The organism is Sphingomonas sp. DMC8 (genome assembly GCF_056314185.1).
Window position 1 is genome coordinate 428,611 of sequence record NZ_JBQUYV010000002.1, and the last position, 14,301, is coordinate 442,911.

A 14,301-nucleotide genomic window follows, 5' to 3' on the forward strand; every position below is an offset into this window, starting at 1 on the left:
CTCATGTGCACACCGTCGGCGGCGTGGCGTTGGACTGGGTGCCATAGGGCTGGTTCTTCAGCACCGTCGTCGCAGTGAGCGTCTGGGTGGTGTCGCGGCCCAGCAGGCGCAGCATCGGGAAGAAGGGCTGGTACTGGACCGTGACCGTATAGACGGTGACGTTGTTCGCGCCGCCCTGGCCGCTGGTGCCGGCGTCAGCGTCCCAGGTGCCGTTCTGGTTGATGTCCGAGAAGCACTCGCCCGCGTCGCGCTGGCCGTTCTTGTTCGTGTCGGTGAACGGCTCCGGCGCGATGTTCGAGAAATTGGCGTAGGTCTTGCGCGAGCTCGACACGTTCGCGCTGGAGATCAGCGTGTGCACCGACGCGGCGACTTTCTGGTCGAGCGCGGCGAGCGTGTTGGCCGAATTGCCCTCCAGCGCCGAGTCGCGGCCCGCGCGCTGGACCGTGCCCGACAGGATCGACTGGGCGTAGATCTGGAAGCACAGGTCGAACAGCGCGAACAGCACCAGCAGCATCACCGGGCTGATCAGCGCGAATTCGGTGACGGCCGACCCGCGCCGGTCGGAGCGAAGACGCGCGGGGGAAAGTCGTCGCCTCATTTGGAGATCCTCAGCTTCGCGATCTGCGCCGCGATATTCTTGAAGGCGTTGTTGAGCTGGGTGGAGTCGGCGGCCTGGTAGGCGCGGCCGTCCGAGGCGCAATTCTGGAGCATGGGCGTAAGCGTGGTGGTGAAGGCGATCACCCACACGGTCAGGTTGCGCTGCTTGGCGGCGGTGCACAGCGCCGTCAGCCGGTTTGCGACAAGGGTATCCTGCTGCGCCTTGGTCGGCAGCACCGACAGATCGGTGCGACGACGATCCAGCGCGGAAAGGCCATAGGCGTCATAGACTGCGATGTCGGTGTCGGTCCCGCCATCGGTCATGAAGATGATGTGGCGCGAGATATCGCCGCCATTGGGCGCTGTCGCGTTCTCCGACGCAAACAGGCCGGTCGGCGAAATCAGGCGCACGCCCCAGACGAAACCGATGTCGTGATAGGTTGCGCCGGTCGCAACGAGACCGTTCAGATAGGTCTGCAGGTCCGACCGACTGATCGTATCCAGCTTGCGTGCCGGCGACGGGCAGGTGGTGTAGGCCCCGCTGTAATAGTTCACCATCTGCTGCAGATTCGACGAGGTCCGCACCGTCGCCGTGTTCCAGTTTGTCGGGCTGTTGCGCGCATAGATCAGCGGCGCGAGCCATGGCTTCCACTGGGTCTCCGGCTTGCTGGGGTCCGGGATCATGTCGAAATCCATATCGTACGCAGCACTGGGGATGCTGGGATAGGTCGACTGGCGGACGGTCTGGCGTTCTTCGATGCAGGCGTTGCTGCTGTTCCAAGTGACGTTGGTCCAGCTCTGGTTATTGCCGATCTGGAAGGGAATCGTTCCACCGGACATGAGCCCGTTGGGGTTGCTGCCCTTGTAGCCCGATACGTCGAATTCCACCGGCTGGTATTTCCAGTAATAGGTGGTTGAGGTGCTGTAACAGTTGTTGGTGCACGGCTTGGTGGTATTTTGCCTGTACTGGGTGTAGTTGGTGTAGGTCGTTTTCTTGATCGTGCAGGTACCGCTGGCGAAGCTCGCTGAATAGGTCGAGCCATTATAGACCCATTGCTCCCACCAGACCCGCGTTCCGCCGCTGTTGCTGATCGTGCCCGTAGTATAGACACTAGAATAGTTTTCGTTTGGCGGAGCGACGCAATACTCGGACGTACCGGACGAAACCGTCGTCGTCACCGCGCTTCCGGTGTAGCTCGACGCGCCATAGGTGGTGGTTGTCGTGCCGGTGCTCGTGGTGGTGGTCGAACCATCGGGGATCCGCGACTGATAGGTCCACTTGTCCACCATCCATTCGCGCTTCAGCAACATGCCGACGTTCACGTTGCTCGAATAGGGCACGAAACCGTACCGCACGCGCGTGCCCGCCTGTCGCGAGCCTTCGACGGTATCGTAAAAGCTCATTACGGCCGCCCGCAGCGCCGTGATGGACGAGCCGGCCATCGATCCGGTGGTGTCCAGCACGAACATTACATCGACATTGGGAATTTCCAGCCGTGCGTCGCATGCCACGCTGATTGTTTGGGGCTGCGCACCCATCAGCGTTGAGATGGTCATCGGCACGGTGGTGGTGGCGACGCCATGGACCTGATTGTCCGCGGTGCCGGTGGGCGTGAAGCTGGTCGATTTCGCGCCGAACATGCCGTCGCGGAAATTGTTGGTGAAAAAGGCATTGGCGCGCGCCTTCGCCACATCGTCGAAGCTGGTGCCTACCATGAACTTGCGCCCGGCCAGCGCGCCCGCGTCGCAGGCCTGCTGCAGGCGGCTCTTCACATAATAAATGCGCGCGGTGTCGATCGCGGAGCCGGCGATGAAGGTCAGCGGCACCATGGCCACCGCCATGATCGCCATGGTATTGCCCACAATGTCCCGACCAAAGCGCGCGACAAAATTTCGCAGCGCGCCTAGGAAGCGGCGTTCATGGTGCTTGCAGTCGCTGTTCATCCCCCGCACCTCACACATCGCGCTTGCGATGATTCGGCCGTTGCGGCGCCCCCCGCCAAAGCAACTGCGAATTAACTAAGGGAAAAAGGTGAATAACTCCCTATCTTCCATGATTAATCCTGAGCGTGACTTGATCCTGACTTATGCACGGTTAATTGATCGGCCCGCCCTGGCAGCATTATTCGCGCTCGACGATAGTCTCGCGCAGTTGCTGCGCACGACCAGCCAGCCGGCAGTAGGCCAGTTGCGGCTGGCCTGGTGGCGGGAGTCGTTGGCGAAGCTGGATCATGCACCGCCGCCAGCCGAGCCGGTGCTGCAGGGGCTGGCTGAGGCGGTGTTGCCGCGCGGCGTTTCTGGCACTTCGCTGGTGTCGATCGTTCATGGCTGGGAAGTGCTGATCGAGGAAGAGGCGCTGGACGGCGCGGCGTTGCAGCGCTTTGGCGCGGGACGCGGGCAGTTGTTCGTTGCGGCGGGTGCTGCTTTGGGTGCTGCTCGCGATCCGTTGGCCAAAGCTGGTGCCGGGTGGGCGCTCGCGGACCTCGCGCGGCACCTCGCCGATCCGCAAGAGGCGGCGCTGGCGCAGGAGCAGGCTGCGGCACTGCTCGGACCGGCGCTCAGCCGGCGCTGGAGCCGCCAGGCGCGGGCGCTGGGGGCGTTGGCGCATCAGGCGCGGATGAACCTTTCCGTCCCATCGGAGCAGCCGATTCCGGTTGGTGCACCTGGCCGCGTGGCGCGGTTGTTTTTCCATCGTCTGACCGGCCGCTAAATCCTTGCCACACTCCGGAGAGCGCGTAGGGTTACGATACGTGCAGACTTTGACCGGGGGGCAAGTCCATGTGGCGTTATTTCGTGGGAGCGGCTGCGGCGCTGTTGCTGGCGTTCGGTGCAATGTTCCTGTTCCGCGGGACCGATCCCGCCGGCGCGCGATCGATATTGCCGCGCGCGCCTGCCATGGCGAACAGTGCCCCGGCAGCCAGCTTGCCTGATGCCGCGCCCGAGGCAGGCGAACGCACCCGCGAGCAGAAGCGCTTCGACCGCTATGACAAGGATCGCAACGAAGCGATCAGCCGCGAGGAATATCTGGCCTCGCGGCACAAGGCATTCGCGAAGCTGGACACGAATGGCGATGGCAGGCTGAGCTTCGAGGAATGGGCTGCCAAGACGATCGGCAAGTTCTCCACCGCCGATGTAGACAGATCCGGCACGCTCACGCGCGCCGAGTTTCTGACTACGGCACCGAAGCGCAAGGCGCCGGGGCCGCGCTGCGCCTGCGCGCCGACAAAGAAGGCACCCGAACCCGAAAGCAGGGCCGACGACGACTGAAACGCCGTTTCAGGCGGCTAGCCAGCCTTTTAGTGCCGCCCGGGCGCGATCGGTATACATGCGCTTGCGATCGGCCTTGCGTGTGCGACCCTCGATCGGGGGGAACAGCCCGAAATTGACGTTCATCGGCTGATAGGTCTCTGCCTCGGCCTCCCCGGTTATGTGGGCGAGCAGCGCGCCCAGCGCCGTTTCGCGCGGTGGCGGGGGCAGGGCGGTGCCGGCGATCTCGGCGGCCGCGAAGCGACCCGCTAGCAAGCCGATCGCAGCGCTTTCGACATAGCCCTCGCATCCAGTGATCTGCCCGGCGAAGCGGATATGGGGCGAAGCCTTCAGTCGCAGGGTGCCATCGAGCAGTTCGGGCGATTTGATGAACGTGTTGCGGTGCAGCCCACCCAGCCGGGCGAACTCGGCCTTTTCCAGCCCGGGGATCGTGCGGAACAGACGCACCTGTTCGGCATATTTCAGCTTGGTCTGGAAACCGACCATATTCCACAGCGTGCCGCTTGCATTGTCCTGTCGCAACTGCACCACGGCATAGGGCCAGCGACCGGTGCGGGGATCGTCGAGGCCTACGCCCTTCATGGGGCCATAGCGAAGCGTGTCGACGCCGCGTTCGGCCATCACTTCTATGGGCATGCAGCCTTCAAAATACGGGACATTCTCCCATTCGCGGAACTCGGTCTTCTCGCCCGCCATCAGCGCGGCGTGGAACTCGAGATATTGTTCTTTCGACATGGGGCAGTTGATGTAATCCTTGCCCGATCCCTTGTTCCAGCGGCTCTGGAACCAGGCGGTCTCCATGTCGATCGTATCGAAATGGACGATCGGTGCGATCGCATCGAAAAAGGCGAGACTGTCCTTGCCCGTCGCGTGGCCGATGCTGTCTGCCAGCGATGGCGCCGTCAACGGCCCGGTGGCGACGATCGTCCTGCCCTCCGAAGGCAGCGTATCGATGCGCTCACGAACGATGGTGATGTTTGGATGCCCTGCCAGTGCGGCGGTGACGCCATCCGCGAACTCATCGCGATCGACCGCCAGCGCGGACCCGGCGGGTACGGCATGGGCGTCGCCCTGGGCGAGGATCAGCGAGCCGAGCGCGCGCATCTCCTGATGGAGCAGACCGACGGCGTTGCTGTCGGCATCGTCGGAGCGGAAACTGTTGGAGCAGACGAGTTCTGCCAGCCGATCGCTCTGATGCGCGGGAGTCATGCTGCCCGAACCGCGCATTTCGGACAGGCGGACCTTGTAGCCCGCCTGCGCAAGCTGCCACGCGGCTTCCGAGCCGGCCAGGCCGCCGCCGATGATATGGATGTCGTGAGTCACAGGCGGGCGCATAGCGTCATGACGCGACGATGACAAAGGCCGACAATCGCCTATGATCCGCGGCATGCCGTCTCGCGCACGTCTTATCCTGTTTGCAGCCCTGATTGCCGGTATCAGCTATTGCTGGGCACGCTGGGTGCCGATTCCCCTTGGCTGGCAGGTTTCCTGGAAGGGTGCTGGCGTTGCGCTGCTGGCGCTTTGGGCGGCATGCAATCTGCACGATCGGGCGAAACTGCCGATCGTGTTGGTTCTGTCGCTGGGCGCAGCGGGCGATGTGCTGCTTGAGACGCATGGGCTGACGATTGGTGCCATCGCGTTTCTCAGCGGTCATGTTGTCGCGGCAATATTCTACGCTCGCACGGTTTCGTCGCGCTGGCGGGCTTGGGCGGCCGTGCTCATCGCGCTGGCGATCGCCGCATTCGCCTGGGCGTTGCCTGAGGACCGAGCCGCGGCGCCTGGGATTGCATTCTACGCGCTGGGGCTGGGAGCGATGACCGGCAGCGCCGTAACCAGTCGCTTTCCGATAGCAGTGAAATTTGGAGCCGCGCTGTTCGCGGCGTCCGACCTGTTGCTCTTCGCGCGAATGGGGCCGCTGGCGGGTTCGGTACTGCCGGACTTGCTCGTCTGGCCCAGCTATTTTGCGGCGCAGACCTTTATTGCCTGGGGGGTGATAACCGCGCCTGACACATCGCCGAGAAAGGGGCGGAGAGCGCTCCCCTGAAAAGGCCGGGGCAGCCGCTGCGCGACTGCCCCGTAGTTCGGGGAGAGTCGACGCGAGGGGGAACGAGACGCGCCGACAAAGGGGGCTGTGCATCCCGGATGTTGCAGCTACATGTCGCTACGTTGCGCTGCGGCAGGCAATTCTGGGCAATTGGTCTCAAATTCCCCAGTCTGTCGCAGGAATCCCGCATTTCCGTACATTTGGCGGCGCCGGCTTCACCTCTTGGTTACCAATTTCAGCGCAAGGAGACCCAAAGAGTATCGGCGGAGCGAACCATGGGCATTGCGGCAAGGCTGTATCAGGATGGCCGCTGGGCAGAGCGCCACGCGGTCGAACTCGACGCGACGCTGCGCGACGGCACGCAGCAGCCGAATGACGTAGCGGTGGAAGAGCTGTCGAACGGCGGCTTTCGCGTAGCGACCCAACTCGATTTGCTGGCTGGCGACGAAATTGCGCTTGGCATTGCGGGCATCGGCACGCGCAAGGCGCAAGTCATTTGGGGAGACGGCAGCAGCTTCGGGTGCGAATTTGCAATCCCGCTGTCGGATGCGGAGCTGCGCACCGCGCTGGCAGCGCCTGTGGCCCAGCCGATTGCCTTTCCCGGCACGCGGATGCCGACGCCAGCCTCTTCGGACGAGAGCGCCAGCGAAGGGAAATACTCACCGCGCGTCCGGCTTGCGATCATCGCCGGCGGTGCTTTTCTCGGCTGGGGCGTCGTGATTGCGCTCGGTTGGGGAGCGGTGACGGCGGTGCGCGCCCTGATCGGCTGACCGCCGCCCCCGTTTTTGTCAGGCCGCAGCCTTGCGGCGCTCGGCCATTTCCTCGTTCAGCATTTCCGCCAGCAAGAAGGCCAGTTCCAGGCTCTGGCCCGCGTTGAGGCGCGGGTCGCAGTGCGTGTGGTAACGGTCCGCCAGACCCTGTTCGGTGATGGCGATGGCGCCGCCGGTGCATTCGGTAACATTCTGGCCGGTCATTTCGGCATGGATGCCGCCGGCATAGGTGCCCTCGGCGCGGTGAACGGCGAAGAAGCCGCGCACTTCGGCGAGAATGCGGTCGAACGGCCGTGTCTTATAGCCGTTGGCGGCCTTCACGACATTGCCGTGCATCGGATCGCAGCTCCACACCACCGGATGGCCCTCGCGCTTTACGGCGCGGACCAGCTTGGGCAGCTGTGCCTCGATCTTGTCATGGCCATAGCGGGTGATGAGCGTCATCCGCCCGGCGACCCGACCAGGATTGAGCGTGTCGAGCAGGCGCAGCAGCGCGTCGGGCTCAAGGCTGGGGCCGCACTTCATGCCGATCGGGTTGCCGATGCCGCGCAGGAACTCGACATGGGCCGAACCTTCGAAGCGTGTACGGTCGCCGATCCACAGGAAATGGGCCGATGTGTCGTACCAGTCGCCGGTCAGACTGTCCTGCCGGGTGAGCGCCTGCTCATAGGGAAGCAGCAGCGCTTCGTGACTGGTGTAGAAGTCGGTGCCCTTGAGCTGCGGCACGGTATCGGGGTTGATCCCGCACGCTTCCATGAAGTCGAGCGCCTCGCCGATCCGGTCCGCGACATCGGCGAACTTGGTCGACCAGGGGCTCTTGCCCATGAAGTCCAGCGTCCACTTATGGACCTGATGCAGGTTGGCATAGCCGCCGTTCGCGAAGGCGCGCAGCAGGTTTAGCGTCGCCGCCGACTGGCTGTAGCCCTGCACCATGCGCTGCGGATCGGGAATGCGCGCTTCGGGGGTGAAGGCGATGTCGTTGACATTGTCACCGCGGTAGCTGGGGAGCTCCACGCCGTCGATCACTTCCGTATCGGACGAGCGCGGCTTGGCGAACTGGCCGGCCATGCGGCCGAGCTTCACCGTCGGCAGCTTCGACGCGAAGGTGAGGACGACTGCCATCTGCAGGATGACGCGGAAGGTGTCGCGGATGTTGTTCGGGTGGAACTCGGCGAAGCTTTCGGCGCAGTCGCCGCCCTGGAGCAGGAACGCCTCGCCGCGCGCCACCTTGGCGAGCGCGCCGGTCAGCTCGCGCGCCTCGCCGGCGAACACAAGCGGGGGATAGCTGCTGAGCTGCCGCGTCGCCGCATCCAGCGCGCCCTTGTCGGGATATTGCGGCATCTGGCGCGCTTCGGCGCGCGTCCAGCTATCGGGGGTCCAGCTTGCCATTGCACTCTCCACGTCGCGGACGGCGACGTGCCAGTCCGCATGATCGGCGATACCCATCGCCGCAATCTGGTTCATTACCTTGGTATTGGCGCGTTTGCCGTCCGTCTCCCAACCCTGCACGGTGGAGCCTGGCGTGTCGAACCAGGCACCGAACGCGGCACGAGTGAGTGCGCGCTCCTCGCGATAGTGGCGGATTTTGGAACCGGCTAACGTCATCATGGGTGTCACTTACCCGCAGCGGGTAAAGATGTGCAAGCGTTATCTTACCTGGTCGGGGTAAATTGATGGAGCGCGAATTGCCTGTGATGCCGGATGGGTGTAGCCGCCCGCCTCATGCACCTATTCGAGGCACAGGCGCGCGATTTGGCCGGACTGGCAGCGCGGGGAAGAGGAAGGCGGCTGATCGGCCGGGACGGCGCCGATTTTGCGTCTAACGATTATCTGGGGCTGGCTGGATCGGCGCTGCTGACCGAAGCGGTCGCGGCGGCGCTGGCGCGCGGCGTCCCGATCGGCTCGGGTGGATCGCGATTGCTGCGCGGCAACCATCCCGAGCACGAGGCGCTGGAAGCCGAGGCGGCGGCGTTTTTCGGGCGCGAATCGGCGCTGTACTTCTCCAGTGGCTATGCCGCCAACGCCGCCTTGCTCGGCACGCTGCCGCAACGGGGCGAGCTGGTGCTGTTTGACGCACTCGTCCATGCCAGTGCGCATGAGGGGATGAAGCTCGGCCGGGCGGAGGCACGGTCGGTGGCGCACAATGATGTCGCCGGCTTTGCCGCGGCCATTGCCCAATGGCGCCGTGAGGGCGGGGCAGGGCGTGTGTGGATCGCAGTCGAGAGCCTGTACAGCATGGACGGTGATTTCGCCCCGCTTGCCGAGCTGGCGGCGCTCGCGCAGGTCGAGGACGCGGTTCTGCTGGTCGACGAAGCGCATGCCACCGGGGTTTACGGGCCGCAGGGTCAGGGGCTGGCGTATGGCTTGCCGACCGCCAATCTCATTACCCTGCACACCTGCGGCAAGGCGCTCGGGTGCGAGGGGGCACTGGTCACCGGACCGGCAGTGGTCCGCGACTTCCTTGTCAACCGCGGAAGGGCGTTCATCTTTTCGACCGCGCCGTCGCCGCTGATGGCCGCTGCCGTGCGCGCGGCACTGCGGATCGTCGCGGCGAGGGGCGGGCTTCGCGCCGCGCTGTTCGACAGGATTGCTGCGGCTCGGCTGGCTTTGGCGCCGCTCGGCGTGCCGGCCGGCGAAAGCCAGATCCTGCCGCTGATCCTTTGCGACGATGTTCGGACCATGGCAGTCGCCGGTGCACTTCAGGAGAGCGGCTTCGATGTGCGCGGTATCCGCCCGCCGACGGTTCCCGCCGGTACCTCACGCCTGCGTATTTCGATTACCAACAATGTTGATCCGGCCGACATCGCCGCACTTGCGACGCGGCTCGCGGTCCTGATCCCGGAAAGCGAGACAATCGCCGCATGAGCCAGACCTTCATTGTCACCGGCACCGATACCGGCATCGGTAAGACCGTGTTCGCTGCGGCGCTCGCCGGCGCGCTGCGCGCCCGTTATTGGAAGCCGATCCAGGCCGGGCTCGATGACGGCAGCGACAGCGAACGCACTGCCGCGCTCTCGGGCCTGCCGCCCGCGCATATCCTTCCCGAGGCATACCGCCTCGTGACACCCTGCTCGCCCCACCGCGCCGCGGAAATTGACGGCGTGACGATAGACCTCGGGCGCCTCGCGCTGCCGCAGGTCGAAGGACCGCTGGTGGTGGAAGGCGCGGGTGGTGCGCTGGTGCCGGTGACGCGGGATATCCTCTACGCCGACCTGTTCGGCCGCTGGGGCAAACCGGTGGTGCTCGTCGCGCGAACCGCGCTCGGCACGATCAACCACAGCCTGCTTTCGATCGAAGCGCTGCGGGCGCGCGGCGTGCCGATCCATGGCATCGCGTTCGTGGGTGACGAGGTCGAGGACAGCGAGGCGACGATCGCTGCCATGGGTAAGGTCAGGCGACTCGGGCGCCTGCCGATCCTTCCGGACCTCAACCCCGGCGCGCTGGCGCAGGCGTTTGGCGCCGCCTTCGACCTGAGGGATTTCAGCTGATGTCCTCGGTCTGGCATCCGTTCACCCAGCACGGCCTGGGCGAGCCTATCCCACAGGTCAGCCACGCCCGCGACGCGCTGATCTACACTGCCGATGGCGGCAGCTTTATCGATGCGATTTCGTCCTGGTGGGTGACGACGCACGGCCATTGCAACCCGCGTATCATGGCCGCGATCGCCGAACAGGCGGCCAAGCTGGACCAGATCATCTTCGCCGGCTGGACGCACGAACCGGCCGAGCTGCTCGCCGCGGGACTTCGCGGGATACTGCCGGACGCGCTCGAATATGTCTTCTTCAGCGATAGCGGCTCCACCGCGGTGGAAGTCGCGCTCAAGATGGCGCTCGGCTACTGGCACCAACTTGGGCAGGATCGCAGCCGCATCCTGGTGCTGGAGCACAGCTATCATGGCGACACGATCGGCGGCATGTCGGTGGGCGCCCGGGGCGTGTTCAACAAACCCTATCAGCCGCTGCTGTTCGATGTCGGCACCATACCCTTTCCCGGTGTGGGTGCTGAACAGGCGACGCTCGATGCGCTGGAGGCAGAATGCCGCGCGGGTGCTGCTGCGTTCATCGTCGAGCCCTTGGTGCTCGGCGCTGGGGGCATGCTTTTCTACACCCCCGCCATCCTTGCCGAAATGCGCGCGATCTGTGCGCGGCATGATGTGCTCTTCCTCGCTGACGAAGTGATGACGGGCTGGGGCCGGACCGGCACCCTTACTGCGTGCGAACAGGCTGGCCTCGTGCCCGACATCCTGTGTCTGTCGAAGGGCCTTACCGGCGGCGCGGTGCCGCTGGCAGTAACGCTGGCGACCGCACCGATCTTTCAGGCGCATTGGTCGGAGGACCGGGGACGGATGTTCTTCCACTCCTCCAGTTATACCGCCAACCCGATCGCCTGTGCGGCTGCCGTCGCCAATCTGGCGATCTGGCGCGAGGAGCCGGTGTTGGAGCGGATAGCGCGGCTGGGCGAATGGCAGCAGGCGGCGCTGGATGCGCTCGCGGGCGTTCCGGGCCTGACGAACCATCGCTGCATGGGCACCATCGCCGCGCTGGAGATCGAGCAGCCGGAGAGCGGCTATCTCTCCGCCATCGCCCCGCGCCTGATGGCCTTTGCGCGCGAGCGCGGCGTGCTGCTCCGGCCGCTGGGCAACACCGTCTATGTGATGCCGCCCTACAGTATTACACGCGAGCAGCTCGATCAGGTCTGGGCGCTGGTGCCGGCGTTCCTCGGTCAGTAACCGGCACTGAGGTCGACTTCGTTGGTAAGGGGGGCGCCGTCGAGAAACGCGCGCAGATTTTGGAGAAACAGCGCGGTCGCGCGCTGGAACATCCGCGTCTGGCTGCGCCCCGACAGGTGCATCGACAACAGGATGTTCGGCGTCGACCAAAGCGGGTGGTCTGGCGGCAGCGGCTCGGGCGTGACGGTATCGAGAAATGCTCCGCCGATCCGTCGGCGCGAAACAGCACCGATCAGGGCGTCCTGATCGATCAGCTCGCCACGGCCGACATTGATGATCCAGGCGCCCGGCTTCATCGCCTGCAATTCCACCTCGCCGATCAGAGCATGGGTCGCGTCCGTGGCGGGGGCTGCGAGGACTACCCAGTCAAAGCTGCCCAGCCGTTCGCGCCATGCATCCGGCGTCAACGTGCCCTCGGCACCCGATCGCGTTACCCCGGTGACTTCGACGCCGAACGCCGCCAGCCGCGTGCCAATCAGCCGGCCGATCGTGCCATAGCCGATGACCAGCGCCTTGCTTTCGAACATTTCGAGCTTGCCGGGTGCGTCGCCGGGCCATTCGCGGCGCTCGGCGGTGCGCAGCACCTGGTCATAGCGCTTGGCGGCGACCAGACAGGCCATCACCGCATATTCGGCGACGGCATGGGCGTTGACGCCGCTGCCGTTGGTGACGCGGGTGCCGCGCTGGCGCAGCAACGGGATGTCGAGCGGGTCGATGCCGGCATAGATGGTCGACAGCCAGCGCAGCTTCGCTCCCGCCGCAACGGCCTCCGCCCACTGGTCTGGCCGGTTAATGTCGAGCCAACCGATTTCCGCATCGCCGGCCAGTGCTACCGCTTCGTCGGGGGTGACGAACCATTCGGCCGTGATCTCCGCCGGCAGGTGCTGCTCAATGAGCGGTTTTGCCAGCGCGGGGAGGACGGCCTTCACCGCGCTATAGCCTTGCGTAGCGATGCGCGAATTCGCGATCTGACATAAGCAGATAGCGTATCGCGTCGATAAAGGCCCAAAGGCCGGTTACGAGCAGTCCGACGATTGTCAGCGACAAAATGAGCATCAGCACGCCGGTGCCGTTCCGCCCGAGATAGAAACGGTGGATGCCGAGCGTGCCGAAAAAGAAGGCGAGCAGCGCCGCGACATATTTGTTGCGGTCGCTGGCGGGCGTCTGCACCGCCGGGCGTTCACCGGCCTCCAGCAGCCGGAAGATCTTGCGGGCGCGCGTGCCGTCCGCCTCGAAATCGACCCGGGCGCCGACGCCGGGATTGCGGCTGTCGCTCCAGTCGTCGCGCAGGAAGCTGTAGCGGACGCCGTCCTCGCCGGAAATCTGGCCCTCGCCGCTTGCCCGATCGACCCCCAACACCTGCCCGCGCATGCCTTCCCCCGAAATGCCGCTGCGGTTTCTGGCGGACGAGGGGGGCTCAAGGCAAGAGGGATTTGGAGGGGATGCTCTCCCCCGATTGCCTTACAGCGCGGGCTTCCAGTCCCAGCCGAGCGGATCGCCGTCCATCACTTCGATGCCGGCCGCCGCCAGATCGTCGCGGATGCGGTCAGAGCGCTGGAAATCCTTCACCACGCGCGCTTCCTTGCGCTCGACCAGCAGGTCGTCGATTTCCTTCGGCGTAATCGTCGCGCCCTTGGGCTGCATGCGCAGTTCCTCGCGGGTCAGTTCGGACAACCGCAGACCCAGCACCTTGTCGAACTCGACGAGCGCCGCCAGCCGGTCGGCGGGAGCGGTGCGCTTGTCGGCGAGCAGCTCGTCGAGCACCGGCAGCGCCTTGGGCGTGTTGAGATCATCCGACACCGCTGCGTCGAGCCGTTCCAGCCATACCGCCGGCGCATTGCCTTGACCTTCCGCGCGTGCCTTCAGTGCCGTCACCGTCATCACCAGCCGCTTCAGCCGGGTGAGTGCGGCGGCAAGGCTTTCGGCGGAAAATTCCAGCTCGCTGCGATACTGCGCCTGCAGGCATAGCAGACGATAGGCGAGGGGATGCACACCCGCGTCGATCAGCGATTGCAGGGTGGTGAAGCCGCCCTTCGACTTGGACATTTTCCCCTGGCGGTCGACCAGGAAGTTATTGTGCATCCAGAAATGCGCACCCGTGTCGCCACAGCCGCAATAGGCCTGGTTCTGCGCAATTTCGTTCGGATGGTGGATTTCGCGGTGGTCGATGCCGCCGGTGTGGATGTCGAACGGCGCGCCGAGATACTGGATGCTCATCACCGAGCATTCGAGATGCCAGCCCGGCGCACCCTTGCCCCAGGGCGAATCCCATTCCATCTGGCGCTGTTCGCCCGGCGGCGACTTCCGCCAGATCGCGAAGTCCTGCGGATGGCGCTTGCCGTCGACCGGATCGATCCGGCCTTCCGCCGCGTCATCGGCAGCGCCGGCGAGGCGGCCATAGTCGGGCACGGTCGTCACGTCGAAATACAGGCCCGAATCGAGCTCATAGCAATGCGCGGGCGCGATCTTCTCGGCAAAGGCGATCATCTGCTGGATATGATCGGTCGCGACCGACCATTTGCTCGGCTCGGTAATGTTGAGGTCGGCGATGTTCTGCTTGAACGCCGCCGTATAATGCGCCGCGATGTCCCAGATGCTCCTGGCCTGGGCGCGCGCGGCGGCTTCCATCTTGTCGTCGCCGGCGTCGGCATCGGAGGTCAGATGGCCGACATCGGTGATGTTGATGATGTGGGTGAGGGGGTAGCCCTTCCAGCGCAGCACCCGGCTCAACGTGTCGGTGAACACATAGGCGCGCAAATTGCCGAGATGGGCATAGTTGTAGACGGTTGGCCCGCACGAATAGACGCGCACGCCCTTGTCGGGATCGAGCGGCTGGAACGGCTCGAGCGAACGGGAAAGCGAATTGTAGAGCGTGAGCGGAGCGTCGTGCATGG

The 14,301-nt window shown here is 64.9% G+C and carries 14 protein-coding genes; 7 read left to right on the forward strand and 7 right to left on the reverse strand.

The window, feature by feature from the left end; all coding sequences use genetic code 11:
* Nucleotide 1: 1 nt before the first annotated feature.
* The gene (locus ACT53K_RS06015) at nucleotides 2-598 is read right to left on the reverse strand and encodes a TadE/TadG family type IV pilus assembly protein (protein ID WP_476227662.1); all 597 of its coding nucleotides are present in this window, start codon (nucleotides 596-598) and stop codon (nucleotides 2-4) included.
* Nucleotides 595-2,541, reverse strand: coding sequence for a TadE/TadG family type IV pilus assembly protein (locus ACT53K_RS06020; protein WP_476227663.1), 1,947 nt, complete (start codon nucleotides 2,539-2,541; stop codon nucleotides 595-597). Before ACT53K_RS06020 ends, ACT53K_RS06015 begins: the two co-directional genes overlap by 4 nt.
* Nucleotides 2,542-2,671: 130 nt before the next feature.
* On the opposite strand from ACT53K_RS06020, the gene ACT53K_RS06025 reads away from it, so the two are divergent.
* Both ACT53K_RS06025 and ACT53K_RS06030 read left to right on the forward strand, forming a co-directional pair.
* On the forward strand, nucleotides 2,672-3,307 hold the full coding sequence (locus ACT53K_RS06025; RefSeq protein ID WP_476227664.1) for a squalene/phytoene synthase family protein: 636 nt from the start codon (nucleotides 2,672-2,674) through the stop codon (nucleotides 3,305-3,307).
* Between the two features lie 68 nt (nucleotides 3,308-3,375).
* Nucleotides 3,376-3,864, forward strand: a complete 489-nt coding sequence (locus ACT53K_RS06030; RefSeq protein ID WP_476227665.1) for an EF-hand domain-containing protein — start codon at nucleotides 3,376-3,378, stop codon at nucleotides 3,862-3,864.
* Nucleotides 3,865-3,873: 9 nt separating this feature from the next.
* Here ACT53K_RS06030 and trmFO read toward each other — a convergent pair whose 3' ends face one another.
* Complete coding sequence (gene trmFO, locus ACT53K_RS06035; protein ID WP_476227666.1) at nucleotides 3,874-5,187, reverse strand: methylenetetrahydrofolate--tRNA-(uracil(54)-C(5))-methyltransferase (FADH(2)-oxidizing) TrmFO; 1,314 nt, start codon at nucleotides 5,185-5,187, stop codon at nucleotides 3,874-3,876.
* Nucleotides 5,188-5,251: 64 nt separating this feature from the next.
* On the opposite strand from trmFO, the gene ACT53K_RS06040 reads away from it, so the two are divergent.
* The gene (locus ACT53K_RS06040; RefSeq protein WP_476227667.1) at nucleotides 5,252-5,908 is read left to right on the forward strand and encodes a lysoplasmalogenase family protein; all 657 of its coding nucleotides are present in this window, start codon (nucleotides 5,252-5,254) and stop codon (nucleotides 5,906-5,908) included.
* Nucleotides 5,909-6,183: 275 nt separating this feature from the next.
* Nucleotides 6,184-6,678, forward strand: a complete 495-nt coding sequence (locus tag ACT53K_RS06045) for a PilZ domain-containing protein (RefSeq protein ID WP_476227668.1) — start codon at nucleotides 6,184-6,186, stop codon at nucleotides 6,676-6,678.
* A gap of 18 nt (nucleotides 6,679-6,696) precedes the next feature.
* Here the strand turns inward: ACT53K_RS06045 and ACT53K_RS06050 are convergent, their stop codons facing one another.
* Nucleotides 6,697-8,067, reverse strand: coding sequence for a class II 3-deoxy-7-phosphoheptulonate synthase (locus ACT53K_RS06050; protein ID WP_476227985.1), 1,371 nt, complete (start codon nucleotides 8,065-8,067; stop codon nucleotides 6,697-6,699).
* A gap of 333 nt (nucleotides 8,068-8,400) precedes the next feature.
* Here ACT53K_RS06050 and ACT53K_RS06055 point away from each other — a divergent pair, with 333 nt between their 5' ends.
* The 3 genes from ACT53K_RS06055 to ACT53K_RS06065 are packed head-to-tail and all read left to right on the forward strand — an operon-like array spanning nucleotide 8,401 to nucleotide 11,407.
* Nucleotides 8,401-9,543: an 8-amino-7-oxononanoate synthase gene (locus ACT53K_RS06055; RefSeq protein WP_476227670.1), complete on the forward strand. Its 1,143-nt coding sequence runs from the start codon at nucleotides 8,401-8,403 to the stop codon at nucleotides 9,541-9,543.
* Nucleotides 9,540-10,166, forward strand: a complete 627-nt coding sequence (gene bioD / locus ACT53K_RS06060; protein WP_476227671.1) for a dethiobiotin synthase — start codon at nucleotides 9,540-9,542, stop codon at nucleotides 10,164-10,166. Before ACT53K_RS06055 ends, bioD begins: the two co-directional genes overlap by 4 nt.
* Nucleotides 10,166-11,407, forward strand: coding sequence for an adenosylmethionine--8-amino-7-oxononanoate transaminase (locus ACT53K_RS06065; protein WP_476227673.1), 1,242 nt, complete (start codon nucleotides 10,166-10,168; stop codon nucleotides 11,405-11,407). Before bioD ends, ACT53K_RS06065 begins: the two co-directional genes overlap by 1 nt.
* Here ACT53K_RS06065 and ACT53K_RS06070 read toward each other — a convergent pair.
* From ACT53K_RS06070 to cysS, 3 genes are all read right to left on the reverse strand, one after another.
* Nucleotides 11,401-12,336 carry a D-2-hydroxyacid dehydrogenase gene (locus tag ACT53K_RS06070; RefSeq protein WP_476227675.1) on the reverse strand — a complete coding sequence of 312 codons (936 nt, stop codon included), beginning with the start codon at nucleotides 12,334-12,336 and terminating at the stop codon, nucleotides 11,401-11,403. The genes ACT53K_RS06065 and ACT53K_RS06070 overlap by 7 nt on opposite strands.
* Nucleotides 12,337-12,340: 4 nt before the next feature.
* On the reverse strand, nucleotides 12,341-12,778 hold the full coding sequence (locus ACT53K_RS06075; protein ID WP_476227677.1) for a TM2 domain-containing protein: 438 nt from the start codon (nucleotides 12,776-12,778) through the stop codon (nucleotides 12,341-12,343).
* A gap of 90 nt (nucleotides 12,779-12,868) precedes the next feature.
* A complete protein-coding gene (gene cysS / locus ACT53K_RS06080) occupies nucleotides 12,869-14,299 on the reverse strand; it encodes a cysteine--tRNA ligase (RefSeq protein ID WP_476227678.1) in 1,431 nt (476 codons plus the stop codon).
* Nucleotides 14,300-14,301: the final 2 nt, after the last annotated feature.

Coding starts and splice junctions, on each gene's coding strand:
- bioD (WP_476227671.1), top strand. CDS start 9,540: ATGAGCCAGACCTTCATTGTCACCGGCACCGATACCGGCATCGGTAAG.
- ACT53K_RS06040 (WP_476227667.1), top strand. CDS start 5,252: ATGCCGTCTCGCGCACGTCTTATCCTGTTTGCAGCCCTGATTGCCGGT.
- ACT53K_RS06065 (WP_476227673.1), top strand. CDS start 10,166: ATGTCCTCGGTCTGGCATCCGTTCACCCAGCACGGCCTGGGCGAGCCT.
- cysS (WP_476227678.1), bottom strand. CDS start 14,299: ATGCACGACGCTCCGCTCACGCTCTACAATTCGCTTTCCCGTTCGCTC.
- ACT53K_RS06055 (WP_476227670.1), top strand. CDS start 8,401: ATGCACCTATTCGAGGCACAGGCGCGCGATTTGGCCGGACTGGCAGCG.
- ACT53K_RS06045 (WP_476227668.1), top strand. CDS start 6,184: ATGGGCATTGCGGCAAGGCTGTATCAGGATGGCCGCTGGGCAGAGCGC.
- ACT53K_RS06075 (WP_476227677.1), bottom strand. CDS start 12,778: ATGCGCGGGCAGGTGTTGGGGGTCGATCGGGCAAGCGGCGAGGGCCAG.
- ACT53K_RS06030 (WP_476227665.1), top strand. CDS start 3,376: ATGTGGCGTTATTTCGTGGGAGCGGCTGCGGCGCTGTTGCTGGCGTTC.
- ACT53K_RS06050 (WP_476227985.1), bottom strand. CDS start 8,067: ATGGCAAGCTGGACCCCCGATAGCTGGACGCGCGCCGAAGCGCGCCAG.
- ACT53K_RS06020 (WP_476227663.1), bottom strand. CDS start 2,541: ATGAACAGCGACTGCAAGCACCATGAACGCCGCTTCCTAGGCGCGCTG.
- ACT53K_RS06015 (WP_476227662.1), bottom strand. CDS start 598: ATGAGGCGACGACTTTCCCCCGCGCGTCTTCGCTCCGACCGGCGCGGG.